This window comes from Blautia sp. MSK17_66 (genome assembly GCF_020538025.1).
Taxonomy (GTDB): Bacteria; Bacillota; Clostridia; order Lachnospirales; family Lachnospiraceae; genus Blautia_A.
In genome coordinates this window covers 15492-38440 of the sequence record NZ_JAJBNQ010000015.1, presented here as the reverse complement: position 1 = coordinate 38440, position 22949 = coordinate 15492, and the positions used below count along the sequence as shown (strand labels likewise).

At 44.2% G+C, this 22949-nt stretch carries 18 protein-coding genes; 2 read left to right on the top strand and 16 right to left on the bottom strand.

Annotated elements, in window-relative coordinates; genetic code table 11:
* From LIR34_RS09385 to LIR34_RS09335, 11 genes are all read right to left on the bottom strand, one after another.
* Window positions 1-843, bottom strand: coding sequence for a fumarate hydratase (locus LIR34_RS09385; RefSeq protein ID WP_173902602.1), 843 nt, complete (start codon window positions 841-843; stop codon window positions 1-3).
* 23 nt (window positions 844-866) lie between these two features.
* The gene (locus LIR34_RS09380; protein ID WP_161285232.1) at window positions 867-2480 is read right to left on the bottom strand and encodes an FAD-dependent oxidoreductase; all 1614 of its coding nucleotides are present in this window, start codon (window positions 2478-2480) and stop codon (window positions 867-869) included.
* Window positions 2481-2495: 15 nt separating this feature from the next.
* Entirely contained in the window at window positions 2496-3170 is a 675-nt protein-coding gene (locus LIR34_RS09375; protein ID WP_161285233.1) for a 2Fe-2S iron-sulfur cluster-binding protein, read from the bottom strand.
* A gap of 38 nt (window positions 3171-3208) precedes the next feature.
* Window positions 3209-4063, bottom strand: a complete 855-nt coding sequence (locus tag LIR34_RS09370) for an FAD/NAD(P)-binding protein (RefSeq protein ID WP_118698723.1) — start codon at window positions 4061-4063, stop codon at window positions 3209-3211.
* Window positions 4063-5103: a 4Fe-4S dicluster domain-containing protein gene (locus LIR34_RS09365; protein ID WP_173902601.1), complete on the bottom strand. Its 1041-nt coding sequence runs from the start codon at window positions 5101-5103 to the stop codon at window positions 4063-4065. The genes LIR34_RS09370 and LIR34_RS09365 overlap by 1 nt, the downstream gene beginning before the upstream one ends.
* Before the next feature lie 3 nt (window positions 5104-5106).
* A complete protein-coding gene (locus LIR34_RS09360) occupies window positions 5107-6081 on the bottom strand; it encodes a 4Fe-4S dicluster domain-containing protein (RefSeq protein WP_173902600.1) in 975 nt (324 codons plus the stop codon).
* Window positions 6069-6512 (bottom strand): hydrogenase iron-sulfur subunit, encoded by a 444-nt coding sequence (locus tag LIR34_RS09355; protein ID WP_117851105.1) that lies wholly within the window; start codon window positions 6510-6512, stop codon window positions 6069-6071. Before LIR34_RS09355 ends, LIR34_RS09360 begins: the two co-directional genes overlap by 13 nt.
* Entirely contained in the window at window positions 6503-8491 is a 1989-nt protein-coding gene (locus LIR34_RS09350) for a CoB--CoM heterodisulfide reductase iron-sulfur subunit A family protein (RefSeq protein ID WP_173902599.1), read from the bottom strand. Before LIR34_RS09350 ends, LIR34_RS09355 begins: the two co-directional genes overlap by 10 nt.
* Before the next feature lie 7 nt (window positions 8492-8498).
* Complete coding sequence (locus LIR34_RS09345) at window positions 8499-8900, bottom strand: 4Fe-4S dicluster domain-containing protein (protein ID WP_173902598.1); 402 nt, start codon at window positions 8898-8900, stop codon at window positions 8499-8501.
* Window positions 8900-9694 carry a CoB--CoM heterodisulfide reductase iron-sulfur subunit B family protein gene (locus LIR34_RS09340; RefSeq protein WP_118698729.1) on the bottom strand — a complete coding sequence of 265 codons (795 nt, stop codon included), beginning with the start codon at window positions 9692-9694 and terminating at the stop codon, window positions 8900-8902. Before LIR34_RS09340 ends, LIR34_RS09345 begins: the two co-directional genes overlap by 1 nt.
* An 84-nt stretch (window positions 9695-9778) precedes the next feature.
* Window positions 9779-10726, bottom strand: coding sequence for an L-lactate dehydrogenase (locus LIR34_RS09335; protein WP_118698730.1), 948 nt, complete (start codon window positions 10724-10726; stop codon window positions 9779-9781).
* 670 nt (window positions 10727-11396) lie between these two features.
* Between LIR34_RS09335 and LIR34_RS09330 the strand changes: the two genes are divergently transcribed.
* Window positions 11397-11612, top strand: a complete 216-nt coding sequence (locus LIR34_RS09330) for a helix-turn-helix domain-containing protein (RefSeq protein ID WP_161285237.1) — start codon at window positions 11397-11399, stop codon at window positions 11610-11612.
* Window positions 11613-11715: 103 nt separating this feature from the next.
* Here the strand turns inward: LIR34_RS09330 and LIR34_RS09325 are convergent, their stop codons facing one another.
* Genes LIR34_RS09325 through ispG form a run of 5 tightly spaced genes read right to left on the bottom strand, consistent with a single transcriptional unit; the run spans window position 11716 to window position 21647 of the window.
* Window positions 11716-12639: a YARHG domain-containing protein gene (locus tag LIR34_RS09325; protein WP_173902597.1), complete on the bottom strand. Its 924-nt coding sequence runs from the start codon at window positions 12637-12639 to the stop codon at window positions 11716-11718.
* 43 nt (window positions 12640-12682) lie between these two features.
* Entirely contained in the window at window positions 12683-14098 is a 1416-nt protein-coding gene (locus tag LIR34_RS09320) for an amidophosphoribosyltransferase (RefSeq protein ID WP_173902596.1), read from the bottom strand.
* 12 nt (window positions 14099-14110) lie between these two features.
* Window positions 14111-16066 carry a fructose-1,6-bisphosphatase gene (locus LIR34_RS09315; protein WP_173902595.1) on the bottom strand — a complete coding sequence of 652 codons (1956 nt, stop codon included), beginning with the start codon at window positions 16064-16066 and terminating at the stop codon, window positions 14111-14113.
* A gap of 12 nt (window positions 16067-16078) precedes the next feature.
* Entirely contained in the window at window positions 16079-20575 is a 4497-nt protein-coding gene (locus tag LIR34_RS09310; RefSeq protein WP_173902594.1) for a PolC-type DNA polymerase III, read from the bottom strand.
* A gap of 16 nt (window positions 20576-20591) precedes the next feature.
* Window positions 20592-21647, bottom strand: a complete 1056-nt coding sequence (gene ispG / locus LIR34_RS09305; protein ID WP_161285242.1) for a flavodoxin-dependent (E)-4-hydroxy-3-methylbut-2-enyl-diphosphate synthase — start codon at window positions 21645-21647, stop codon at window positions 20592-20594.
* Window positions 21648-21883: 236 nt separating this feature from the next.
* On the opposite strand from ispG, the gene LIR34_RS09300 reads away from it, so the two are divergent.
* On the top strand, window positions 21884-22909 hold the full coding sequence (locus LIR34_RS09300; RefSeq protein WP_161285243.1) for a branched-chain amino acid aminotransferase: 1026 nt from the start codon (window positions 21884-21886) through the stop codon (window positions 22907-22909).
* Window positions 22910-22949 lie beyond the last annotated feature (40 nt).

Genomic DNA, 22949 nt, shown 5'->3' with positions numbered 1-22949 from the left:
TCAGATCACCTCCATTTTGTGACGGGTTACATGACAGTTGATATTAACTGCACACGGCATTCCCGCAATGTGTGTAGGCATTGTTTCAATATTCAGACCGATGGCAGTGGTCTTTCCGCCAAAGCCCTGAGGTCCGATTCCAAGCTTATTCACCTTCTCAAGCATTTCGTTCTCAAGATCTGCGTAAAATGGATCCGGGTTGTGGGAATCCAGAGGACGCATCAGTGCTTTCTTTGCAAGAAGAGCACATTTGTCAAAGGTTCCGCCGATTCCGACTCCGACTACCATAGGAGGACATGGATTAGGACCAGCGGTCTCTACTACTTCCAAAATGAAATCCTTGATTCCCTGAAGTCCTGCAGACGGCTTAAACATACGGATCATACTCATATTCTCACTTCCGAAGCCTTTTGGACCTACTGTGATCTTAACCTGATCTCCCGGAACGATCTCTGTATAGATCATAGCCGGTGTGTTATCTCCTGTATTTCCGCGACGTACAGGATCCCTTACTACAGATTTTCTTAAATATCCTTTGTCGTATCCACGACGTACCCCTTCATTGATGGCATCAGTGAAATCTCCGCCTACAAAGTGTACATCCTGTCCGATTTCCAGAAATACACATGCCATTCCGGTATCCTGGCAGATCGGCACATTCTCCTTATCGGCAATATCAAAGTTCTCAATAATATTGTCAAGGACGCCCTTGGCGATTTCTCCGTCTTCGCATGCACGGCATGTTTTGATGGCGCATTTTACATCTTCCGGAAGATGTTCATTTGCTTCGATACAGAGTTTTTCAATGACATCTGTAAGTCTGCTTACTTCTACTTCACGCATTTTGGTAAGCTCCCTTCTTTTTCTTATCGCTGTTCGTGACGAGCGTATTTCGGAAGCAGTAATGGAGATACCTTATCAGTATGTACATCTGCTTCTTTCAGTTCTTCTTCATATGCATAAACGTGATTCAGATTCATTTCTCCAAGTTCTACGTCTTTGCATTTTGCAGCTGCTTTTTTACCGGCATTTCTTCCAAATACGATTACATCCAGAAGAGAGTTACCCATCAGTCTGTTTCTTCCGTGGATTCCGCCTGCTGCTTCTCCCGCAACTAAGAGGTTTGGAATTTCCTTTGTAAATCCGTCTCCGTCGATTTCCAGACCACCATTCTGATAATGAAGTGTTGGATAGATCACGATCGGCACTTTTCGCATATCAATGCCATAGTTCATGTACATACGGAACATAGCCGGAATTCTCTTTTCGATGGTGCCTTCGCCTCCAAGAATCTCGATCATTGGAGTATCAAGCCATACACCTTTTAATCCGCCCGGAACTTCCACGCCACGGCCTTCTTCACATTCACGGATAACACCAGAAGCGTTTACATCACGTGTTTCAAGTGGATGGATATAAGCTTCTCCGTTTACGTTTACAAGCTGTGCACCAACGGAACGAACCTTCTCAGTTACCAGTGCACCAAGGATCTGTGACGGATAGATTGCACCGGTTGGATGATACTGAATGGAATCCTGATAAAGAAGAGAAGCACCTGCTCTGTATCCAAGCACAAGACCATCTGCAGTTGCACCGTAGTGGTTAGATGTCGGGAATCCCTGATAATGCATTCTTCCTGCACCACCTGTTGCGATTACTACAGTCTTTGCTCTTGCAACAGAGTAATCTCCTGTTTCCATGTTAAGAAGAACAGCACCTGCTACCTGTCCCTTTTCATCCTTCAGAAGCTCAACAGCAGAAGTGAACTCAACTACAGGAATACCAAGGTTGATAACCTCATCTCTGATGGTACGCATGATCTCGGATCCGGAATAGTCCTTTGCAGCATGCATTCTCTTTCTGGAAGTACCGCCGCCATGTGTTGTGATCATGGTTCCGTCTTCTTCTTTATCAAATTCAACGCCAAGGTCATTCAGCCATTTGATGGCATCAGGAGCTTCCATTACAAGTCTCTTTACCAGTTCAGGCTTTGCGGCAAAATGTCCGCCGCCGAAGCAGTCCAGATAGTGCTGTACGGGAGAATCGTTTTCTTTGTCTGCTGCCTGGATTCCACCCTCTGCCATCATGGTGTTGGCATCACCAATACGAAGCTTTGTGACGATCATAACATCAGCACCTGCATTGTGGGCTTCGATGGCACAGGAGGAGCCTGCACCGCCGCCGCCGATTACAAGTACATCTACATCATAATCGATTTTATTAAGGTCAATTTTTTCGTTCAGCAAACGGCTTTCGGAATGAAGCATTTCTGCCAGTTCAAGTGGTGCTTTCTGACCTTTGTTTGGTCCTACCTTGATTTCGGCAAATGCATCTGGGTTATAATCCGGATGGAATTTCTTAAGAAGAGTGTCTTTCTCATCAGCGGTCAGACGTTTTGGCTCTGTTGCCATACGCTCTGCTCTTGTAGCCTCTACCTTTTTGATGGATTCCATCATATTTTCTGGATATGGTGCATACATTTTTTTACGCCCTCCTTATTTCTCAATTTCTCTGTTGTTGTAAAGTTCCTGCATGTCAGTGATCGGTTTCTGCATGATCTGCTCGATCAGGTCATCATATTTACCCTCGTGAATCTCTTCCACACGTTTTGCAAGGTGTTCGCTCTTCGGGGCAATGTATTTACCTGTGAGACGTCTTGCCAGAAGACCAACCATTGGATGGGAAATACCAGCCGGGCATCTTACGGAACAGCATCCGCAGCTTACACAGTCAAAGGATTCCTCAGCACATTTCTCAAGCTCGCCTCTCTGTGCATATGCAATATACTGCATTACATTTAAGTCCTGGGTACATGCTTTTGTACATGCATTACATCCAATACAGCTGTAAATTTCAGGATAAAGTTCCATCATTACCTGCTGGTTCGGCTGAAGCTCTTCCATGTTGTAAATTCTCTTGTCAGTAGGGAAGAATGGGATGCTTGCCACATACATGCCTTCCTGTACCTGTGTCTGACAGGCAAGACAGGTTTTCAGTTCGTTATCCCCTTTGATTCTGTAAATGGTTGCGCAGGCACCGCAGAATCCATGACGGCAGCCGCAGCCTCTTTTTAATGTGTAGCCTGCATATTCCATAGCTGTCATAATGGTCAGGTCTGCAGGTACAGTGTATTTTTTACCGAAGAAATATACGTTTACCATATTTTCCATGTTGGGTTGTTCCTTTCTTCTGATTGTCAATTATTTGCTTAGTACTCATCCGGTAACTGGTCAATTTCGTCCATTCTGAATACCGGACCATCCTTACATACGTACTTAGATCCAATATTGCAGCGTCCGCATTTACCAACACCGCATTTCATACGAAGCTCCAATGTTGTATAAACCTGAGTTCTTGTAAATCCAAGCTCTTCCAGTCCCTGAAGTACGAACTTGATCATGATTGGCGGTCCGCAGACAAGGGCTACTTTATTTGTATCAAAACCGATTTCTTTCAGGTATGTAGGTACGAAGCCAACATGTCCGTCCCAGCCTTCCTGCTCACGGTCAATGGTCAGGTATACATTTACATCTTTTGCATTCATCCAGACTTCCTGGATCTCTTTTAATTTTACAAGATCGTCTGCAGAACGAGAACCGTAAAGAATATCTACAGTACCATAGTCATCCCGGTTGTCCAGCACGTAATTAATTACGGAACGAAGCGGTGCAAGACCAATACCTCCGGCAATAAACAGAAGATTTTTGCCTTTCAGCTTATCTTCTACCGGGAAATGGTTTCCGTATGGTCCTCGTACTGTGATCTCATCACCAACCTGAAGGCTGTGCAGATAAGAGGTCAGATCTCCGCATCTTTTGATACTAAATTCCTGATATTCTTTGTTTGTAGGAGAAGAGGTAATGGAAAACATACCCTCACTTACTCCTGGTGCACAAACCATTGCACACTGACCTGGCATATGCTCGAAAAGCTTGCCTCCGTCCGGTGCAGTTACGCAGAAGGTTTTTACATCCGGAGTCTCCTCATGAATGTCTGTGATCACGCCAACCTGTGGGATCAACGTATCCAGTGTGTAGTTTTTATGACAGGTACATTCGCTCATTACTTTTCACCTCCATGCTTTTCAAAAGCCTTGATCACCTTCACAATATTCAGTGATGACGGGCATTTTTCCACGCAACGGCCGCATCCCACGCAGGAATACATGCCATTATTGTTAGCCGGGAAATAGACAAGCTTATGCATGAATCTCTGACGGAATCTCTGCATCTGGCTGGTACGGTTATTTCCATGAGCCATCATTGTGAAGTCAGAATACATACAGGAATCCCAGCAACGATAACGTTTTACACCGTGTCCTGTGTCGTAATCCTTGATGTCATAGCACTGGCAGGTAGGGCATACAAAAGTACAGGTTCCGCATGCCAGGCATGGTTTATATAAAGTCTCCCATACAGGAGAATTAAACTTCTCATCGGTTGCATTTCCATCCCATCCTTCCAGAGAAAGATGTGTATATGGAAGCTGCTCTACAATATTATGGATTGCTTCTTTTTCAGCAGAAACCTTTGCTTCATCAGAGGCATCTGCATCTGTAAGAAGGTCTTTAACTGCTTCTGTAAGAGACTGACCTTTTTCACTGATTGCTTTCCAGTAAAGTGTTCCTTCTACCATCCAGACAGCCACATCAGCTGCAGGATCTGCTGCATCTGTTTCAAAAACCTTACAGAAACAGGACTCCTCCGGTTCATGGCATGCCATTGCAACGATAGTTCCATGGTCTCTTCTTGCAGCATAAAAAGTGTCAATAGGATCTGCAAGGAAAACCTTATCCAACACTTCCATACCCTTTACATCGCAGGCTTTCATGCCAAATACAACGAAAGGACTGCTTCTAAGCTCTTCCGGTTCAACAGTCAGCTTCTTTCCATCACGAACGCAGGTATAAAGAGTTTCGCTCTGTGGGAAAAAGGCATCTTTACCGGATTTTACGGTTTTCAGTGTATCAAGATCAGCCTCTTCTCCTTCATTCCAAAGGCCGAAGTTGGTCTGTCCTGCCTTTTTGATCGGAAGGATCAGATCCTGGCTTTCTGCGATTTTCCGGAATAATGCTTCCAGATTTTCTTTTTCAATCTTATACATACATTATCCCCTTTCTGCCACTACACCTGGCTCTACATCATCAAATGTAAAGCTGGTCAGCGGGCCTTTTGACTGGTCATCTGCTCCTGCCTGATATTCGCCGTAGAAGGTATCAATATCTTTGATAAATTTACGATTAAACAGGTGAAGCGGAATCCCCTGCGGACAAACACGGCTGCACTCGCCACAGTCTGTACATCTTCCTGCAACGTGGAATGCACGGATAATGTGGAACATTTTTTCTTCAAAGGAATCCACGTTTGCCTTCTGGGCACTGTCAAACTTGGTGCTGTCGAACACACATTTACGGCAGCTACAGGCCGGACATGCATTGCGGCATGCGTTGCAGCGGATACATTTACTGAGCTCCTTCTGAAAAAATGCAAAACGCTCTTCCGGGCTCATTTTCTCAATTTTCTCAACTTCTGCAAAACGGTCTGCATCCTTTGTATCCTTGGACTCGCCGATGATCTCATCATAGATCATATGCTCTTTTCCCTTGCATACATGGCAGCGCTCCAGCATTGCCTCCTTGTAGGCTATGGTCTTGTCACCATAGATTGTGGAAATATGAAGCTCCTCACAGGCATCTGTAAGCTCTGCTCCGGAAATACTTTTGATTCCCTTGATTCCCATTTCTCGAAGCTTCTCCACATTCAGCTTTCCTTTGCATCCAACACCAATAATATAGGCCTTTTCACGATCCACGCGATGTTCTTTGATCAGCTGGTTAAAGCTATAGGTATCACAAGGCTTCAGACAGACAAGGGTTTTTCCCTCTAATTTGGAAGCCTCGATCATCATTTTACTTAAGTTCTGTCCGCAGAAGCCATTGTAAACAAATTCATCCAGGCTTTCTGCTGTTTCAAAATATGCTGCTTCCGGATTGTAAGACAGGTCTCCAGCTTTCCAGCCAAGAACACGCACTACGGTTCCATCAGCCAGCAGTTCTTTTGCACGGGTGATCAGTTCCTGCATCTTAAATCCTCCAATCTGACGTTTTTACCCAAAGAATAAATTTTTTCCACAAACTCATTCATGGTCTGGGAGAATTTTACACCTTCAGCGGCAGATACCCACTCTACACGGGTACGTCCGTTTTCTACACCAATGAAATCCAGCATGGAGAAAAGAAGGGTCATACGTCTTCTTGCATAATAATTTCCTGTTGTGTAATGACAGTCTCCCGGATGACAGCCACACATGATCACTCCGTCAGCACCCTTTTCAAAGGCACGGAGGATGAACATTGGATTTACACGGCAAGAGCATGGCACACGAATAATCTTTACATCAGCCGGGTAGGAAAGACGGCTGCTTCCTGCAAGGTCTGCACCTGCGTAGCTGCACCAGTTACAGCAGAATGCCACGATCTTGGGTCTAAATTCTTCTTTTGCTTCTATCGACATATTGCATCTACCTCCGCTAAAATCTGTCTGTTGGAGAATCCCTGCAGATCCATTGCTCCTGATGGACAGGTTACGGTACATGCACCGCAGCCCTGGCAAAGAGCATTGTTTACTACTGCAATTCTTCTTGTTTCACGGATTCCGTGGTCATTTACCTGTTTTTCCTCATAGGAAATAGCACCATATGGACACACATTTGCACACTGAGAGCATCCGTTGCAAAGAAGCTCGTCAGAATGAGCAGTACATGGATTAGTTGTCAGCTTATCTTTTGCAAGAAGGCCGATTGCCTTTACTGCTGCTGCACCAGCCTGTGCTACTGTTTCCGGAATATCCTTCGGTCCCTGGCATACACCGGAAAGGAAAATACCAGCTGTAGGAGACTCTACCGGACGAAGCTTTGCATGTGCTTCTGTAAGGAAATTGTTGGTATCAATGCTTGCGGTAAGCATGGTTGCAATTTTTCTCACATCCTTATTTGGCTCAATAGCCGCTGCAAGAACTACCATGTCTGCTTCCATATGAATCTGTTTGTTTTCAAGGAGATCAGAAGCCTGAACCATAAGAGTTCCATCCGGCTGCGGAATAACCTTTCCAACCTGACCTTTTACATAATTAACACCGTAATCTTCAACAGCTCTTCTATAAAACTCATCGAAGTTCTTACCCGGAGTACGGACATCAATATAGAATACGGTTACATTTGTATCCGGATATTTATCGCGGATCAGCATTGCATGCTTTGCAGTATACATACAACAGATCTTGGAGCAGTAGCTCTTTCCCCTCTCATCAGAGCAACGACTTCCGACACACTGTACGAATACAATATTCTTAGGAGCTTTTCCATCAGAAAGTCTCTCAAGATGACCCTTTGTAGGTCCTGCCGCATTCATGATACGCTCAAGCTCAAGGGATGTGATAACATCCTTACTCTGGCTGTATGCATACTCATCATATTTATCAAGAGGGATTACATCGAAACCGGTTGCAACTACAATTGCGCCGTATTTCTGTGTAACAATCTCATCCTTCTGCTCATAGTCGATTGCACCTGCTGCACAAACCTTGGAACAGGCACCGCATTTTCCGGTTTTGAATTTAATACAATTCTCACGGTCAATAACCGGAACATTTGGAATTGCCTGGGCAAACGGAATATAAATAGCACTTCTGTTATTCAGTCCGCGGTTAAATTCATTTGCATTTTTCTTAGATGGACATTTCTCAGAGCAAACACCGCAGCCGGTACATTTACTCATATCCACACTTCTTGCTTTCTTACGGATATCAACTGTGAAGTCACCCACAAATCCGCTTACCTTTTCAACTTCACTATATGTATAAATATTGATTCTCTCATGTGCTGCAGCCTCTACCATTTTGGGAGTAAGAATACATGCAGAACAGTCAAGTGTTGGGAATGTCTTATCAAGCTGTGACATTCTTCCGCCAATACTTGGAAGTTTCTCAACAATATCAACCTCATAGCCGGCTTCTGCAATATCAAGTGCAGACTGGATTCCTGCGATACCACCGCCGATTACAAGTGCACGTTTTGTTACAAGACTCTCTCCCGGCTGAAGAGGAGCATCTAAATTTACTTTTGCGATTGCTGCTCTTGCAAGGATCACTGCCTTTAAGGTAGCTTCCTCCATATCCTTGTGGATCCAGGAACAATGCTCACGAATATTAGCAATCTCTACCATATATGGGTTTAATCCCGCCTTTGCTGCTGCCTTGCGGAAGGTAGCTTCATGCATACGCGGGGAACAGGAACATACAACGATTCCTGTCAGATTTTTTTCATGGATGGCATTGATAATTTTTGCCTGTCCAGCTTCAGAACACATATACTGATAGTCTTCAGCATGAACGACGCCTGGCTCCTTTGCAGCCATTTCCACTACTTTTTTTACATCAACTGTGGCTGCAATGTTGGTACCACAATGACATACAAATACACCTATTCTCTGCACTTTTCTCTCACCTCCTGTATCTTCTGAATGCACTTACCAGGAGCTGCTGAGGTGTTTCCTCATCGATCAGTTCCGGAATCTCGTCTGCCTCCAGGTAGTTCTGGCCTCGTTCACGGACAACCAGCTGTCTGGCAGCATCAATCAGTTTTCCTGGTTTTACATCTCTTGGACAGCGCTCTACACAGGCAAAACAGGAAAGACATTTCCATAAGGATTTGGACTGTGCAAGTGCGTCTATATCGCCATTCTGTACATAAGTTACAAACTGGTGAGGTTTAATATCCATTTCATTAAATGCAGGACAGGTTGCGGAGCATTTACCGCATTTCATACATTTCAGGGGATTTACTCCTGAAATCTCTTTGATTCTTTCAGCTGCATTCTGGGCATTTCCATATGTATAAACCATTACTTCGCCACCTCCTCTTTTACTCCAAGAGCTTCTGCAAGAAGTTCTGTAAAATAGTAAACAGGAAGAGCACCATTTCCGTTCTTTCTAAGATTATACATACAAAGAGGACAGGCTGTGATCAGCATGTCTGCTTCGAACCCTTTTGCACTGTCCATGATCTTTTCACACATGTTCTGTGCCATATCTTTTTCCTTCAGGGAAATATAACCGCCGCAGCACTCATTGCGGTATGGATAAATAACCGGTTCTGCTCCAAGAGCACGGATGAACTCTTCCATGATAGTCGGGTTTTCCGGATTATCAAATGCCATGATCTTTCCCGGTCTTAAAAGAAGGCATCCATAATAAGCACCGATTTTTTTACCCTTTAACGGATTGACAACTTTCTTCTTGATTTCATCAAATCCTACTTCATCACGAAGAACCTCCAGATAATGAAGGACATTTGTCTCTCCTTCATACGGGGCATCCAGTTTCAGATAATTGTTTGCTCTTGTGCAAATATCTTCCACATTTTTCATGTCATCGTTCACACGTTTAAGCACATGATGACAGGCTGAACAGACTGTGATCAGATCCTGTCCTTTTTCTTTTGCATCATTTAAAGCACGGACGGAAGAAAGCTTGGTGGCAATCTCGTCGCTGCCAAGGGGATATACTCCGCCGCAGCACTGCCAGTCTTTGATCTCTTCCATTTCGAAGCCCAGTGCTTTTGCAGAAGCTCTGGCATATTCATCCAGATCTTTTGCTTTATTCTTCAGGGTACATCCTGGATAATAACTGTACTTCATGCTTCTTTTCCTTTCTTGCTCAGGCAAAGTGGAACCCGACTTATCGTTTTTAAAAAAGAAGTCGGGGTATCTTTGCTGGTATTATTAAAGCTCGATCTGTGCGATTACTTCTTTTAATGCTTCTGCACTCTTCTTAAGAAGTGCTACTTCCTCATTGTTCATACGCATCTGGACTTTTCCCTGAATTCCATTTGGTCCTACAAGAGTAAGGGTGCTAAGGCATACATCTTCGATTCCATACTCTCCATGAAGCATAGAGGATACAGTTGCAAGAGAATCAGAGGCAGCCAGAATCAGACCAACCAGCTGACAAACAGTTGCAGATACTGCATAGAAGGTCGCACCTTTCTTTGCAATAACCTGTCCGCCGGATTTCTGTACATATTCCAGCATAGCTTCTTTGTCTAATGGTTCTATTTCCTTGCCATACGCTTTCATTTCTTCGTAATATTCATCTGTGCTCAGACCGGAAATGTAAGCACTTGTCCATGGAATAAAGGAAGTGTCACCATGCTCACCAAATACATAAGCATGGATATTTCTCTGTGCAACTTTAAAGTGCTCGGAAAGTCCATAGCGAAGTCTGGCTGTGTCAAGGATGGTTCCGGATCCCATGATCTGATTCTCCGAAAGACCGGAAATCTTGGTAAATACATAAGTCATAATATCTACCGGATTACTTACGATGATATACTTTGCATTTGGAGCTTCTTTTACAATCTGAGGAGTAATGCTCTTCAGAATATTAACATTTGTCTGAGTAAGTTCAATTCGGGTCTGCCCAGGTTTACGGGCAATTCCGGATGTGATGATTACAATGTCGGAGTCTTTTGCATCTGCATAATCTCCTGCGGTCAGAGATACGGGACTTCTGAAGCAGGTTCCCTGCTCAATGTCCATAACCTCTCCTTCCACCTTTTCTTTGTTGATGTCAATCAGAACAATCTCAGAAGCAATCTCATCATGTGCCAGTGTATAGGCAATTGTAGATCCAACGCTTCCAGCTCCGATAATAGTAATTTTGCTGCTCATAATAAACTCCTTTCATGGGGTTTGTGGGATTATACCGTCTTTCCCCTGGAATTTGTTTGTTTTTTCCGTGGGATTTAGTAGTTTTCCCTGTGTGATGCTCTTTGTTTTTTGTTTATTTTTTAACAATCACATTTAGAAAAAAAGCGGTTTAAACTCTATTTTCTGCCTTGCGACATGGCCTAACCCAGGAACACGGACGTAATCCCACTCTGTTTTCCTGGGTTAAGTCATGTCACATTGTGTTTTTTCACAAATTTTTTCAACAAAGGACTTTTCCCTCTTTGTTTCCGCATAAAATATTGTTTTCTCCGCTCCATTTAAAATACCACAATGACAATCTTTTAACAACATATTTTTGAATTTTTTTATCATTTTTAAGTGGTTCTACATATTGTACAAAATTTCAGGATAATTTTCGATTGTTTTGTTGAAAGTCTCTCCGGAAAAAAATAGCTATCGGAGAGGCTTTCTCAGAATCCAAATCTATTGCTGCGTTAATAGAATTAAAGAGCGTATAATTTTATAATGTTCTTCAGCTTCTCGACTGCGTAGTGGATGGCAATACAACCTCTGCATTGCATCCGGCACAACTTACAGAGTCCATTTTGCTCCAAATTCACCAGCACATTTCGGTCTGCTTTATACTTATAGAAACTAAGGAGGTGTTCTCATGAAATATCAACGTATTCAGGATCTCCGAATTGATTCTGACCTGTCCCAGAAACAGCTTGGCGAAGTCCTTCATATCAGCCAGCGTTCCTATTCTCATTACGAAACCGGTTCCCGCGGGATCCCGATTGAAATGCTGATCCGTCTTGCTGATTATTATGATACTACCATCGATTATCTTGTAGGACGAACCGACAACAAAGAACCTATTCGATAGTTTTGCATAGTATAAAATACTATAAAGAAAAAACACCCGCCGGATATTACGTAAAAAGAATTTTTCTGACATTCTCTTCGTGTATCTGACGGGTGTTCTTTATTTAATTTTCTTCACCGTATTTTCTTTCTTCCCACTCTGCTATTTTTGCAATGTTTGCCATTTCATATTCGTTAAAAACAGAATCCTGCTGAGCGTCAAAGGTCTCTGGATCTACCGTTCCCTGATACCAGGACTTGCTGTTGAAATAGTCCGAAATATACTCTGTAACAAATTGTCGTCCGTGGCGGGCGTAAATTTCATTCTTGGCCAGTTCCAGATGATCTGCACTGTAGGCAGCGATCTCTTCATCTGTCAGATAACGGTCTGCACTGTCCGGGAAAAAGTATTCTCCGGTCTGTGTACTGGTCTGTTCCGTATTCTCCGGCACAGGCGTTGCCGTCGGATCCGGCTGAAGATATATCTGTTCCCGGCTCATGATGCAGTTCACATTCGGATATACAGAGCTGACCGGCTCGCCTGTCGCAATTTTTACATAAAATTGTCCGTTATCAAAGACGATATTTCCCGATGCCTGATTTCCCGCAGAATCCGAAAAAGAGAATGCTGCTGCATTTCCTGCAACTTCTGCAGTAATATCAGCTGAAACAGACTGGGTCTGCGCACGGTCTGTCTGATAAAAACTGAAGGAAATCCTGTCCAGGCTTATATCATATACATTGATCGTCGCTGTTCCATCTGTACTGTACCAGTAATCCCAGAAATTATCCGGATCAAAGGCAGCCACAACTGTAGGTACAGGAGTCGGTGTTGCCGTCGGTCTTGGTGTCGGAGAAGGTGTCACAGAAACCGTTATTGTCGGTGTTTTTGTCGGCGCATTTTTCAGCGCTTCCATTGCCGCCTGTCTTTCCCTTGCTTCAATCCTGCTTTTTCTGATTCCGGCCAGCAGAAGTGCTGCTGCACTAAATATAATAAAAAGTGAGATCAAAATCTTCAGAAGTACTCTGAGTCTCTGTTTTCTTCTCATCTGTATCACCTCAATTTCACGACCGTTTCAGCTTTGACCGCGATTATTCTTTTCCGCTCCAACAGTATGTACAAAGTTTACACGGTTCAATATCAATAGATGCTGTCAGATCATCCAGACGGTGATATTTCAAAGTAGTAAAGTTCAGTTCCTTTCGGATTTCTTCCAGCATTTCTTTGTAATTAGTGGAATCCGGATCCGCATAATCTGCAAGGACCTTTGCATCCACGTTTTCGCCCTCTCTCTTTGCAATGATCCTTCTTGTGATCAGATCCATCTCTGACTTGGAACGAGAGAAATTCAGGTATTTACATCCATAGAGCAGCGGCGGGCAGGCAGGACGGATATGTACTTCTTTTGCTCCATTGCTATAAAGGAATTCTGTTGTTTCGCGAAGCTGCGTACCGCGGACAATGGAATCATCGATCATCAGAAGGCTCTTATCCTTGATAAGCTTATGTACAGGGATAAGTTTCATTCTGGCTATCAGATTTCTCTGGCTCTGCTGTGTAGGCATAAAAGAACGCGGCCAGGTTGGTGTATATTTGATAAATGGACGTGCAAATGCTACTCCGGAACGATTTGCATATCCGATCGCATGAGCAATTCCAGAATCCGGAACACCGGCCACAATATCCGGATTGATCTGTCCTGCATCTCTTTGTGCCAGCATGTCTCCGCATTTATAACGCATCTCTTCTACATTAACACCTTCATAGGTAGAAGTCGGATAACCATAGTATACCCAGAGGAAAGAACAGATACGCATCTTTTCTCCTGGTTTCTGAAGAGTCTCAATGCCCTCCGGAGTCACAAAAACAATTTCTCCTGGTCCCAGTGCTTTTTCATCCTCATATCCAAGATTAATATACGCATGGCTTTCAAAAGAAACACAACGTGCATCTTCCTTGCATCCGATGATCAGCGGTGTTCGTCCCAGACGGTCTCTGGCTGCGATCAGGCCGTTTGGCGTCAGAAGCAGCATGGTCATGGATCCATCGATCATTTCCTGTGCATAGCGGATTCCCTCTGCTATTGAATTTTTGCTGTTGATCAGAGAAGCTACTATTTCTGTAGGATTCACATTTCCGCCGCTCATTTCAAGAAAATGTGTACATCCGTTTTTGAAGCTCTGCTCGATCAGTTCTTCCATATTATTAATCTTGCCGACTGTCGTGATCGCAAAATTTCCAAGATGAGAGCGCACAAGCAGTGGCTGTGGTTCGTTATCCGAAATACAGCCGATTCCAAGATTTCCCTGTAATTCTGAAACATCTTTGTCGAATTTTGTACGGAATGGTGAGTTTTCTATGTTATGTATTGCACGGTCAAAGCCCTTCTGTTTGTCATAAACTGCCATTCCTCCTCGTCTGGTTCCCAGATGAGAATGATAATCAATTCCAAAAAACAGATCCAGCACGCAGCTGTTTTTTGAAGCTACTCCAAAAATTCCACCCATGTTCGTTTCTCCTTATTTTTTCTCTTTAATAATTCCTCTTCGATATGCTTCCAAAAGCTGTACCAGTTCACTGATTCTTTCCTTGAGTGCCCTTCCGGTATCTGTATCACCTACCAATCTTCTCTTTGTTGTATAATGAACCGATACACGATTGGAAACAATATCACTTTCTTTGGAAACAGCATCTTCTGTGGATGTAAAAGATTCATGCGCACAGAGGATCAGTCCGTAGGAATTGTAGATCAGCGTATATCCTGCAATTCCGGTAACTTTATGATAAGCCTTACAGAAACCGCCATCAATAACGATGACTTTTCCGCCGCATTTCACAGGACTTTCTCCTTCACCCTGATGCACCGGAACATGTCCGTTAACAATATGTCCCTGCGCAGGATCCAGACCAAACTCCCTGAGAAGGCTGTCTACAACTTCTTCATTTTCCAGAAGATGGTAGTAAGCCCCTTTGATTTCTTTATGCGTTTCTTTATCAGCAATAAAATACCGTTCAAAGGTTGTCATCTTATCTTTGCCAAACAGCGGTGAATTTGGGCTTGCCCAGATAAACCAGAGAATATCACTTCCCTTACGCTGTTCTTCTCCATCTACTGAAAAGAAAGCTCTTCTTACATAAGCTTCCAGGACATCGTAGAGTTCTTTTCCCTTATAGGTTTTACCATAAATCTGAACTTCCTTGAGACTTCCGTCCTCATTCAAAGGTATGCAGCCATGGAACAGAAGATTTCCGTTAAAGGTCTTATAAAGTCCACCCTTATCAAGAAGAAGCCGCATATGCTTCTGCAGTTTCTCACAGTTACGGAACGCAGCCTCCAGCCGCTCCATCACATCCTTTTCACCTGAAGTCAGTTCATACGGTTTCTTCCAGTCGATGGTCGGAAACTTCGTATCCAGAAGCGGATATTCTTTGCCGTCTGGAAGTGTGATCGTTCCCTTTTCCGGATCAATCCTGTGGAGCAGGCAGCGATTTTCCATATGAAACTCTTTATGGCGACGGATAAGCTGTCCTTCCAGCTTAAACTGAATGATCGAGATTGCCTTATGCATCTTTCTGCCGAGTTCTTTTTCTACCGCATTATAGTTCGAAGTTCCCTTCATCTCAAATACTTCACACGGATCATCTTTGTAGACTTCCAGTGCAAACGTAGCAAGCGGCAGAAGATTGATTCCATAGGCATCTTCCAGAATATCCATATTCCCATAACGAATGCTGTTTCTGAGAACCGTCGCAATGCAGACCTTCTGCCCTACCGCAGCGCCCATCCAGACTGCATCATGATTGCCCCACTGTATATCCAGAGAATGATATTCCATCAGACGATCCATGATAAAATGAGGACCCGGTCCCCTGTCAAAAATGTCCCCCAGAATATGCAGATGATCCACTACCAGACGCTGGATCAGTTCTGCCAATGCAATAATAAAATTCTCTGCACGTCCGATTTCTATGATCGTGTCCACGATGGAATCATAATACGCTTCTTTATCCAGCACCTCTGCTTTTTCTGTGATCAGTTCCTCTATCACATAGGCATAATCTGCCGGCAATGCCTTGCGGACTTTAGACCGGGTATATTTGGAAGCGGTGGTTTTGCAGACCTCGATCAGTCGATACAATGTGATTTTGTACCAGTTTTGCATATCTTCTTCTGTCTTTTTGACAAGACGCATTTTTTCTTTTGGATAATAAATAAGTGTAGCCAAAGCACGTTTATCATTATTGCTCAGGGTATGTCCGAACACATCATCAATTTTCTTACGGACCGCCCCTGAACCGTTGCGGAGCACATGGGCAAATGCCTCATATTCCCCATGGATGTCCGACATGAAATGTTCGGTTCCTTTTGGAAGATTCAAAATTGACTGCAGGTTGATGATCTCTGTAGAAGCCTTTCCAATAGTCGGATACAGTTCTGCCAGTCTCTGCAGATACCTTAACTCTTCTTTTTTCATCCTCTTCTCCTTTTAAATAAGTGCACTGTCAAACAGCGAAAACTGATTGGACTGCGGAATATCTCCAAAAATCCCCAGATCATCCATCAGATCGATCACCGTCTTACTTACTTTGGTTCTGTCACGAAAATCATCTTTCGACAAAAATTTCCCATTTTTTGCAGCATCCACAACCGCTTCAGCCGCCTTATCTCCCATTCCGTCAATACAGTTCAGTGCCGGCATCAGTTTGCCGTCAATGATCTGAAAACGATTTGCTTTTGCTTTATAAAGGTCAATAGGGAGAAATTCAATTCCTCTTGCATACATCTCCTGTACAATTCTCATGTCACGGATCGAGTCCTGTTCCTTTTTGGAAGCCTCATCACCTTTCTTGCGGATCTCTGCGAGGTAATAATCCAGACGTTCCCTGCCCATGCACATGGTCTCATAAGAAAAAGCCGTCGCACGGATACTGAAAAATGCGGCATAATATGCCAGTGGCTTAAATACCTTAAACCAGGCGATCCTCCATGCCATCATAACATAGGCCGCCGCATGTGCCTTTGGAAACATATACTTGATCTTTTTACAGGACCAGATGTACCACTCAGGAACCTTGTGTTCCCTCATAGTAGCTTCCCATTCATCACGAAGTCCCTTTCCCTTACGGACACTCTCCATAATGGTAAATGCAAGACTGCTCTCCACTCCCATGCTGATAAGATAGATCATAATATCATCTCGCGTACAGATTGCTGTAGAAATCGTTGCCTTACCTTCTTCGATCAGTGTCTGTGCGTTGCCGAGCCACACGTCCGTACCATGGGACAGACCTGCGATTCGGACAAGATCCGAGAAATACTGCGGCTTTGTATCAATAAGCATCTGCATGGCAAAATCCGTACCGAATTCAGGAATTCCAAGACATCCCAGTTTACATCCTCCGATATTCTCCGGCTTGATCCCCAATGCATCCGTACCAGCAAAAAGTGACATAACTTCCTTGCTGTCAAGAGGTACATCACGGGCACTTAAGCCTGTAAGATCCTCCAGCATACGGATCATTGTCGGATCATCGTGTCCGAGAATATCAAGTTTCAGAAGGTTTCCGTCAATGGAATGGTAATCAAAATGTGTTGTGATGATATCACTGTTTTCATCGTTTGCCGGATGCTGTACCGGTGTGAATTTCTCAATCTCCTCACCCACCGGAAGAACAATGATTCCTCCCGGATGCTGACCGGTCGTTCTTCGAATTCCCGTACAGCCTTTCACAATTCGGTTGATCTCACAATAACGCTTGTGCTGACCTCGTTCTTCATAATAATTCTTCACATAACCGAACGCAGTCTTCTCTGCCAGCGTACCGATCGTCCCTGCTTTAAATGTCTGTCCCTTTCCAAAGATAACCTCTGTATAGCGATGTGCATTTGCCTGATATTCTCCCGAAAAGTTCAGGTCGATATCCGGCTCCTTATCACCTTTGAATCCAAGGAAGGTTTCAAACGGAATATCAAATCCCTCTTTGTTCATCCTGGCGCCGCACTTCGGACAGATCTTATCCGGCATATCGCATCCCGCCATACCGCCAAACTTCTTCACCTCCGGCGAATCAAAATCACTGTATTTGCACTCCGGACACAGATAATGCGGCGGCAGCGGATTAACTTCCGTGATACCGGACATTGTTGCAGCCAGAGAAGATCCTACCGAACCACGGGAGCCTACCAGATAACCATCTTCATTGGATTTCCACACCAGTTTCTGTGCGATGATATACATAACGGCATAACCGTTGGAAATAATAGAGTTCAGTTCTCTGTTCAGCCTCTCCTCCACGATCGCCGGAAGATTTTCTCCATACATTTCATGTGCCTTGTTAAAACAGATGTCTTTGAGGTCCTGATCTGAGTTTTCAATAACAGGCGGATATTTATCCGGATGGATCGGAGAAATTTTCTCTATCATATCTGCAATCTTATTGGTATTTGTAATAACAACTTCCTCTGCCTTCTCACTGCCCAGATAGGAAAATTCTTCCAGCATCTCCTCTGTCGTTCGAAGATAAAGAGGAGCCTGGTTGTCTGCATCCGAAAATCCATTCCCTGCCATGATGATACGGCGGTAAATCTCATCCTCCGGATCCATAAAATGCACGTCACAGGTCGCAACAACCGGCTTTCGGAACTGATCTCCAAGTTTGACGATTTTCTTATTCAGCTCGATCAGATCCTCATTGGAATTTACGCGGTCGTTTTTTTCATCTGCAAGCATAAATGCATTATTTCCAAGCGGCTGGATTTCCAGATAATCATAAAAATTGACCAGTCTGGCGATTTCCGCTTCCGGTGCATTTCGAAGCAATGCCTGGTAAAGCTCCCCGGCCTCGCAGGCACTTCCTATCAGAAGTCCCTCTCTGTGCTCCAGAAAAAGACTCTTTGGAACTCTCGGTCTTCTCCTGTAATATTTCAGATGTGACTGGCTGACCAGCTTGTACAGATTAATTCTTCCAGTCTCATTTCTTGCAAGGATGATTGCATGGTACGTAGGAAGCTTCTTGATCGTATTGACAGAAACATTTCCCTGTTTATTCAGTGTATCCACATCTGAAATGTCCCGCTCCCTCAGCATCTCCACAAAACGGACAAAAATTTCTGCCGTACATGCCGCATCGTCCACCGCTCTGTGGTGATGATCCAGCGAAACCCCTACCGCTTTCGCAACCGTATCCAGTTTAAAACGGTTCAGTGCCGGAAGAAGAAATCTTGCCATTCCGACAGTATCTACATAGGTATATTCCTCGGGCAGTCCCTGTCTTTTGCAGTTTTCAATGATAAAACTCATGTCAAAATCGGCATTGTGAGCAACCATAACAGCGCCTTCACAGAACTTTAGGAACTGTGGCAGAACGGTCTTAATATCCGGTGCATCCATGACCATGGAATCGTTGATGCTTGTCAGCTGTTCTATCCTGTACGGGATTGGAACTTTCGGATTAACAAAGGTTGAAAAACGATCCGTGATCACACCCTTTTCGACACGTACTGCACCAATCTCAATAATTTCGCAGGTCAGCGGAGAAAAACCTGTTGTTTCTATATCAAATACGACAAAGCTCCCATCCATCGACTGTCCCTGGCTGTTGGTGACAATCCCTTTGAGGTCATCCACAAGATAGGCTTCCATACCGTAAAGGACTTTAAAGTCTGAATCTTTCGGTACGATACCTCCCCATGCATCAAAGCAGTGATTTGCTTCCGGGAATGCCTGTACCACACCATGGTCTGTGATTGCAATCGCCTTATGTCCCCATTCATAGGCACGTTTTACCAGATCCTTCGCAGTGGTAACACCGTCCATATCGCTCATCTTGGTGTGACAATGAAGTTCCACTCTCTTCTGTGGGCTTGTGTCCATTCTCATGCTTCTGAAATCGGCAATCTTCTTGATTCCTGAGATTGATCCTATGGTCAGTTCACTGTCAAAACGGTCGATCGTAGTAACTCCCTTAAATTTCAGGAAAGCTCCTTTTTTGACAGTTTCCGTCACTTCCGGGACCTGCTCATTCCGAAGGAACATCTTGATCACAATGGAGTCCGTAAAATCGGTCACTGTAAGAATCAGAATTGTCTTTTCATTACGAATCTCTCGTGCCTCTACCTCCTCGATGCGACAGCGGATCATAACCTCTCCCATCTCACCGGTGATCGACTCCAATGGAATCGTTTCTCCCTCAAAGTCTCTTCCGTATACGACATCCGGATTGCTGTCCTTACGGAAGCCTCCTCGATAATCGTTCTGCTGTCCCTTTTTCTTCTCAAAAGATTTGGTTTTCTGCTCCTGTCCGGATTTTTTACTGTCTTTGTCTTTGATTCCGGAAACATCGGATTTTCCCTGTGCAGCCTCTCCTGCTGTATCTTTTGAAGATTCAGCAGTCTCCGGTGTCAGTTTTGCATGCTTCAGGACATTCGCAACCTCCTGCCGGATCTGAAGTGCCGCATTCTTACGATATTTGCTCTCCTGCATTTCCTGAAAATCCAGCTGGATCTTAAGATTCATTCCGCAGCGTTCGCAGAACACCTTATGAAGATATTCCACCAGAATCTCACTTTTTTCACGGGCGATCACAGAATCGGGAAGAAGCAGGTTCATTTCCTCTTCTGATGGAAAGCTGATCTGCGCACGCTTAAAAAGATTGTATTCCAGCATATTATAATTTTTTAGTTCCAGTTCCATACTGGCACGGTAAACCTCAAGAAAATTCGCCGGAGAATACTGTTTCGACAGATGAAATCTCTCGATCACTGTTACCTGCATTTCTATTCCCGGAAAACACTGCCGTTCAATCTGATCTTCCAGTGCAAAAATAAATTTCTTATGGATCCACCGCTCGCTCTGGATATAGACCCACAATCTGGTCTTTGCGTGATTGCAGGTTACCTTGGAAACTGTGACCATTTCCAGCCATTCCTTCAGCTGATCTTTCAGCTTCAGAACCGGGAACACGTCAAAGAATTCTTTTTCCATGTCTGATGCCTCTTTCTTATGCCTCCCAGTGAAGCAATTCGTTTCTCAGCGTATCCAAAAGCTCATCCTCCGGTACTTTCTTAACGATCTCTCCTTTTTTGATCAGAAGTCCTACTCCAACTCCACCGGCAATTCCGATGTCTGCTTCCTTTGCTTCTCCCGGTCCATTGACCACACAGCCCATAACCGCAACCTTGATATCCAACGGAATATCCTGCACCATTGCCTCTACCTTATTTGCAAGACCGATCAGATCAATACGGGTACGTCCGCAGGTCGGACAGGACACAACTTCAATGCCGCCTTTACGCAGTCCCAGAGTCTTGAGGATTCTTTTTGCTGATTTGATCTCTTCAAGCGGTGCTCCTGTAAGGGAAACACGAATCGTGTCACCAATCCCCTGATACAGAATAATACCAAGACCAACTGCTGATTTAATATTTCCTGAATACAGGGTTCCCGCCTCTGTGATTCCTACATGCAGCGGATGATCTGTTTTACTGGCGATCAGCTCATGTGCTCTCGCACACATCATAACATCTGAGGATTTAATACTGATGACAAGATTATCATATCCCATCTCTTCTATAATACGAACCTTATCCAGCGCACTCTCCACAAGTCCTTCTGCAGTAACTCCATGATATTTCTCAACAAGTTCTTTCTCAAGGGAGCCACTGTTGACACCGACACGGATCGGAATATTACGTTCCCTGGCCACATCGACCACCGCCTGGATCCTTTCCCTGCTTCCAATATTTCCCGGATTGATACGAATCTTGTCCGCGCCATTCTCCATCGCAGCGATCGCCAGTCGATAATCAAAATGAATATCTGCTACCAGTGGAATATGAATCTGTTTCTTGATTTCCTTCAGTGCCTGTGCGGCCTCCATTGTAGGCACCGCACAGCGAATGATCTCGCAGCCTGCTGCCTCCAGCTCAAGAATCTGCTTTACTGTTGCCTCCACATCTTCTGTCTTTGTGTTTGTCATAGACTGGATAAGAACCGGATTGCCTCCTCCAATCTTTCTGTTTCCGATCTGTACTACTTTGGTATGATCCCTGTACATAAGTTTCCCTCCATTTTATAGTATCGACTTTCTTATACACCTGATCTACAACTGTCCATCCCTTTTGTTATTACCAGGATTTCCAAAAAAACAGAGCCGCCCTGTAAGCGAGTGCTCCTTCTCTGCTTCATATTATAACGAACTGGCCTATAAAATACAAGTTTTCATTGAAGTCACCACAATAAAGTGCTAAAATGTATGGAAAAGACAGCCATACGAATGGAGGAATATATATTATGGAAAAAAAGAACATTGACTGGGGCAACATTGGTTTCGGTTATATCCCAACAGATTATCGTTTTGTTTCTAAATTCAAAGACGGCAAATGGGATGAGGGTGAACTGACTACAGACCCTAACGTAGTACTGAATGAATGTGCCTGCGTATTTCAGTATGCACAGACTGTATTCGAAGGTATGAAGGCTTACACAACCGAGGACGGACATATCGTTACTTTCCGCCCGGATCTCAACGCAGAACGTCTTGCAAACTCCGCAAAGAGACTGGAAATGCCGGTATTCCCTGAGGATCGTTTTGTGGATGCTGTTGTCAAAACCATCAAGGCAAACGAAGCTTATGTACCGCCATACGGATCAGGAGCTACCCTGTATGTACGTCCGTATATGTTTGGAAGCAACCCTGTAATCGGCGTAAAACCTGCTGACGAATATCAGTTCCGTATCCTTACCACACCGGTAGGACCATACTTTAAAGGCGGTGCAAAACCAATCACTATCCGTGTCACAGATTTCGACCGTGCCGCACCGCATGGAACAGGACACATCAAAGCCGGCCTTAATTATGCAATGAGTCTCCATGCGATCATGGATGCACATCGCCAGGGATATGATGAAAATATGTACCTTGACTCTGCAACCAGAACAAAGGTTGAAGAGACCGGTGGTGCCAACTTCATCTTCGTGACCAAAGACGGCACTGTTGTAACTCCAAAGTCCAGCAGCATTCTTCCATCCATCACCCGTCGTTCTCTGATCTACGTTGCAGAACATTATCTGGGACTCAAGGTTGAAGAACGTGAGGTATACCTGGATGAAGTCAAAGATTTTGCAGAATGCGGACTCTGCGGAACTGCTGCAGTTATCTCCCCTGTAGGCAAGATCGTTGACCATGGCAAAGAAATCTGTTTCCCAAGCGGAATGGAAGAAATGGGACCGACAACCAAAAAACTGTACGAAACTCTGACCGGTATCCAGATGGGACGCATCGAAGCTCCTGAAGGATGGATCAAAGTTATCGAATAATTTTTATCATAGCATACAAGGTGTGGAATCAGCTCCACAC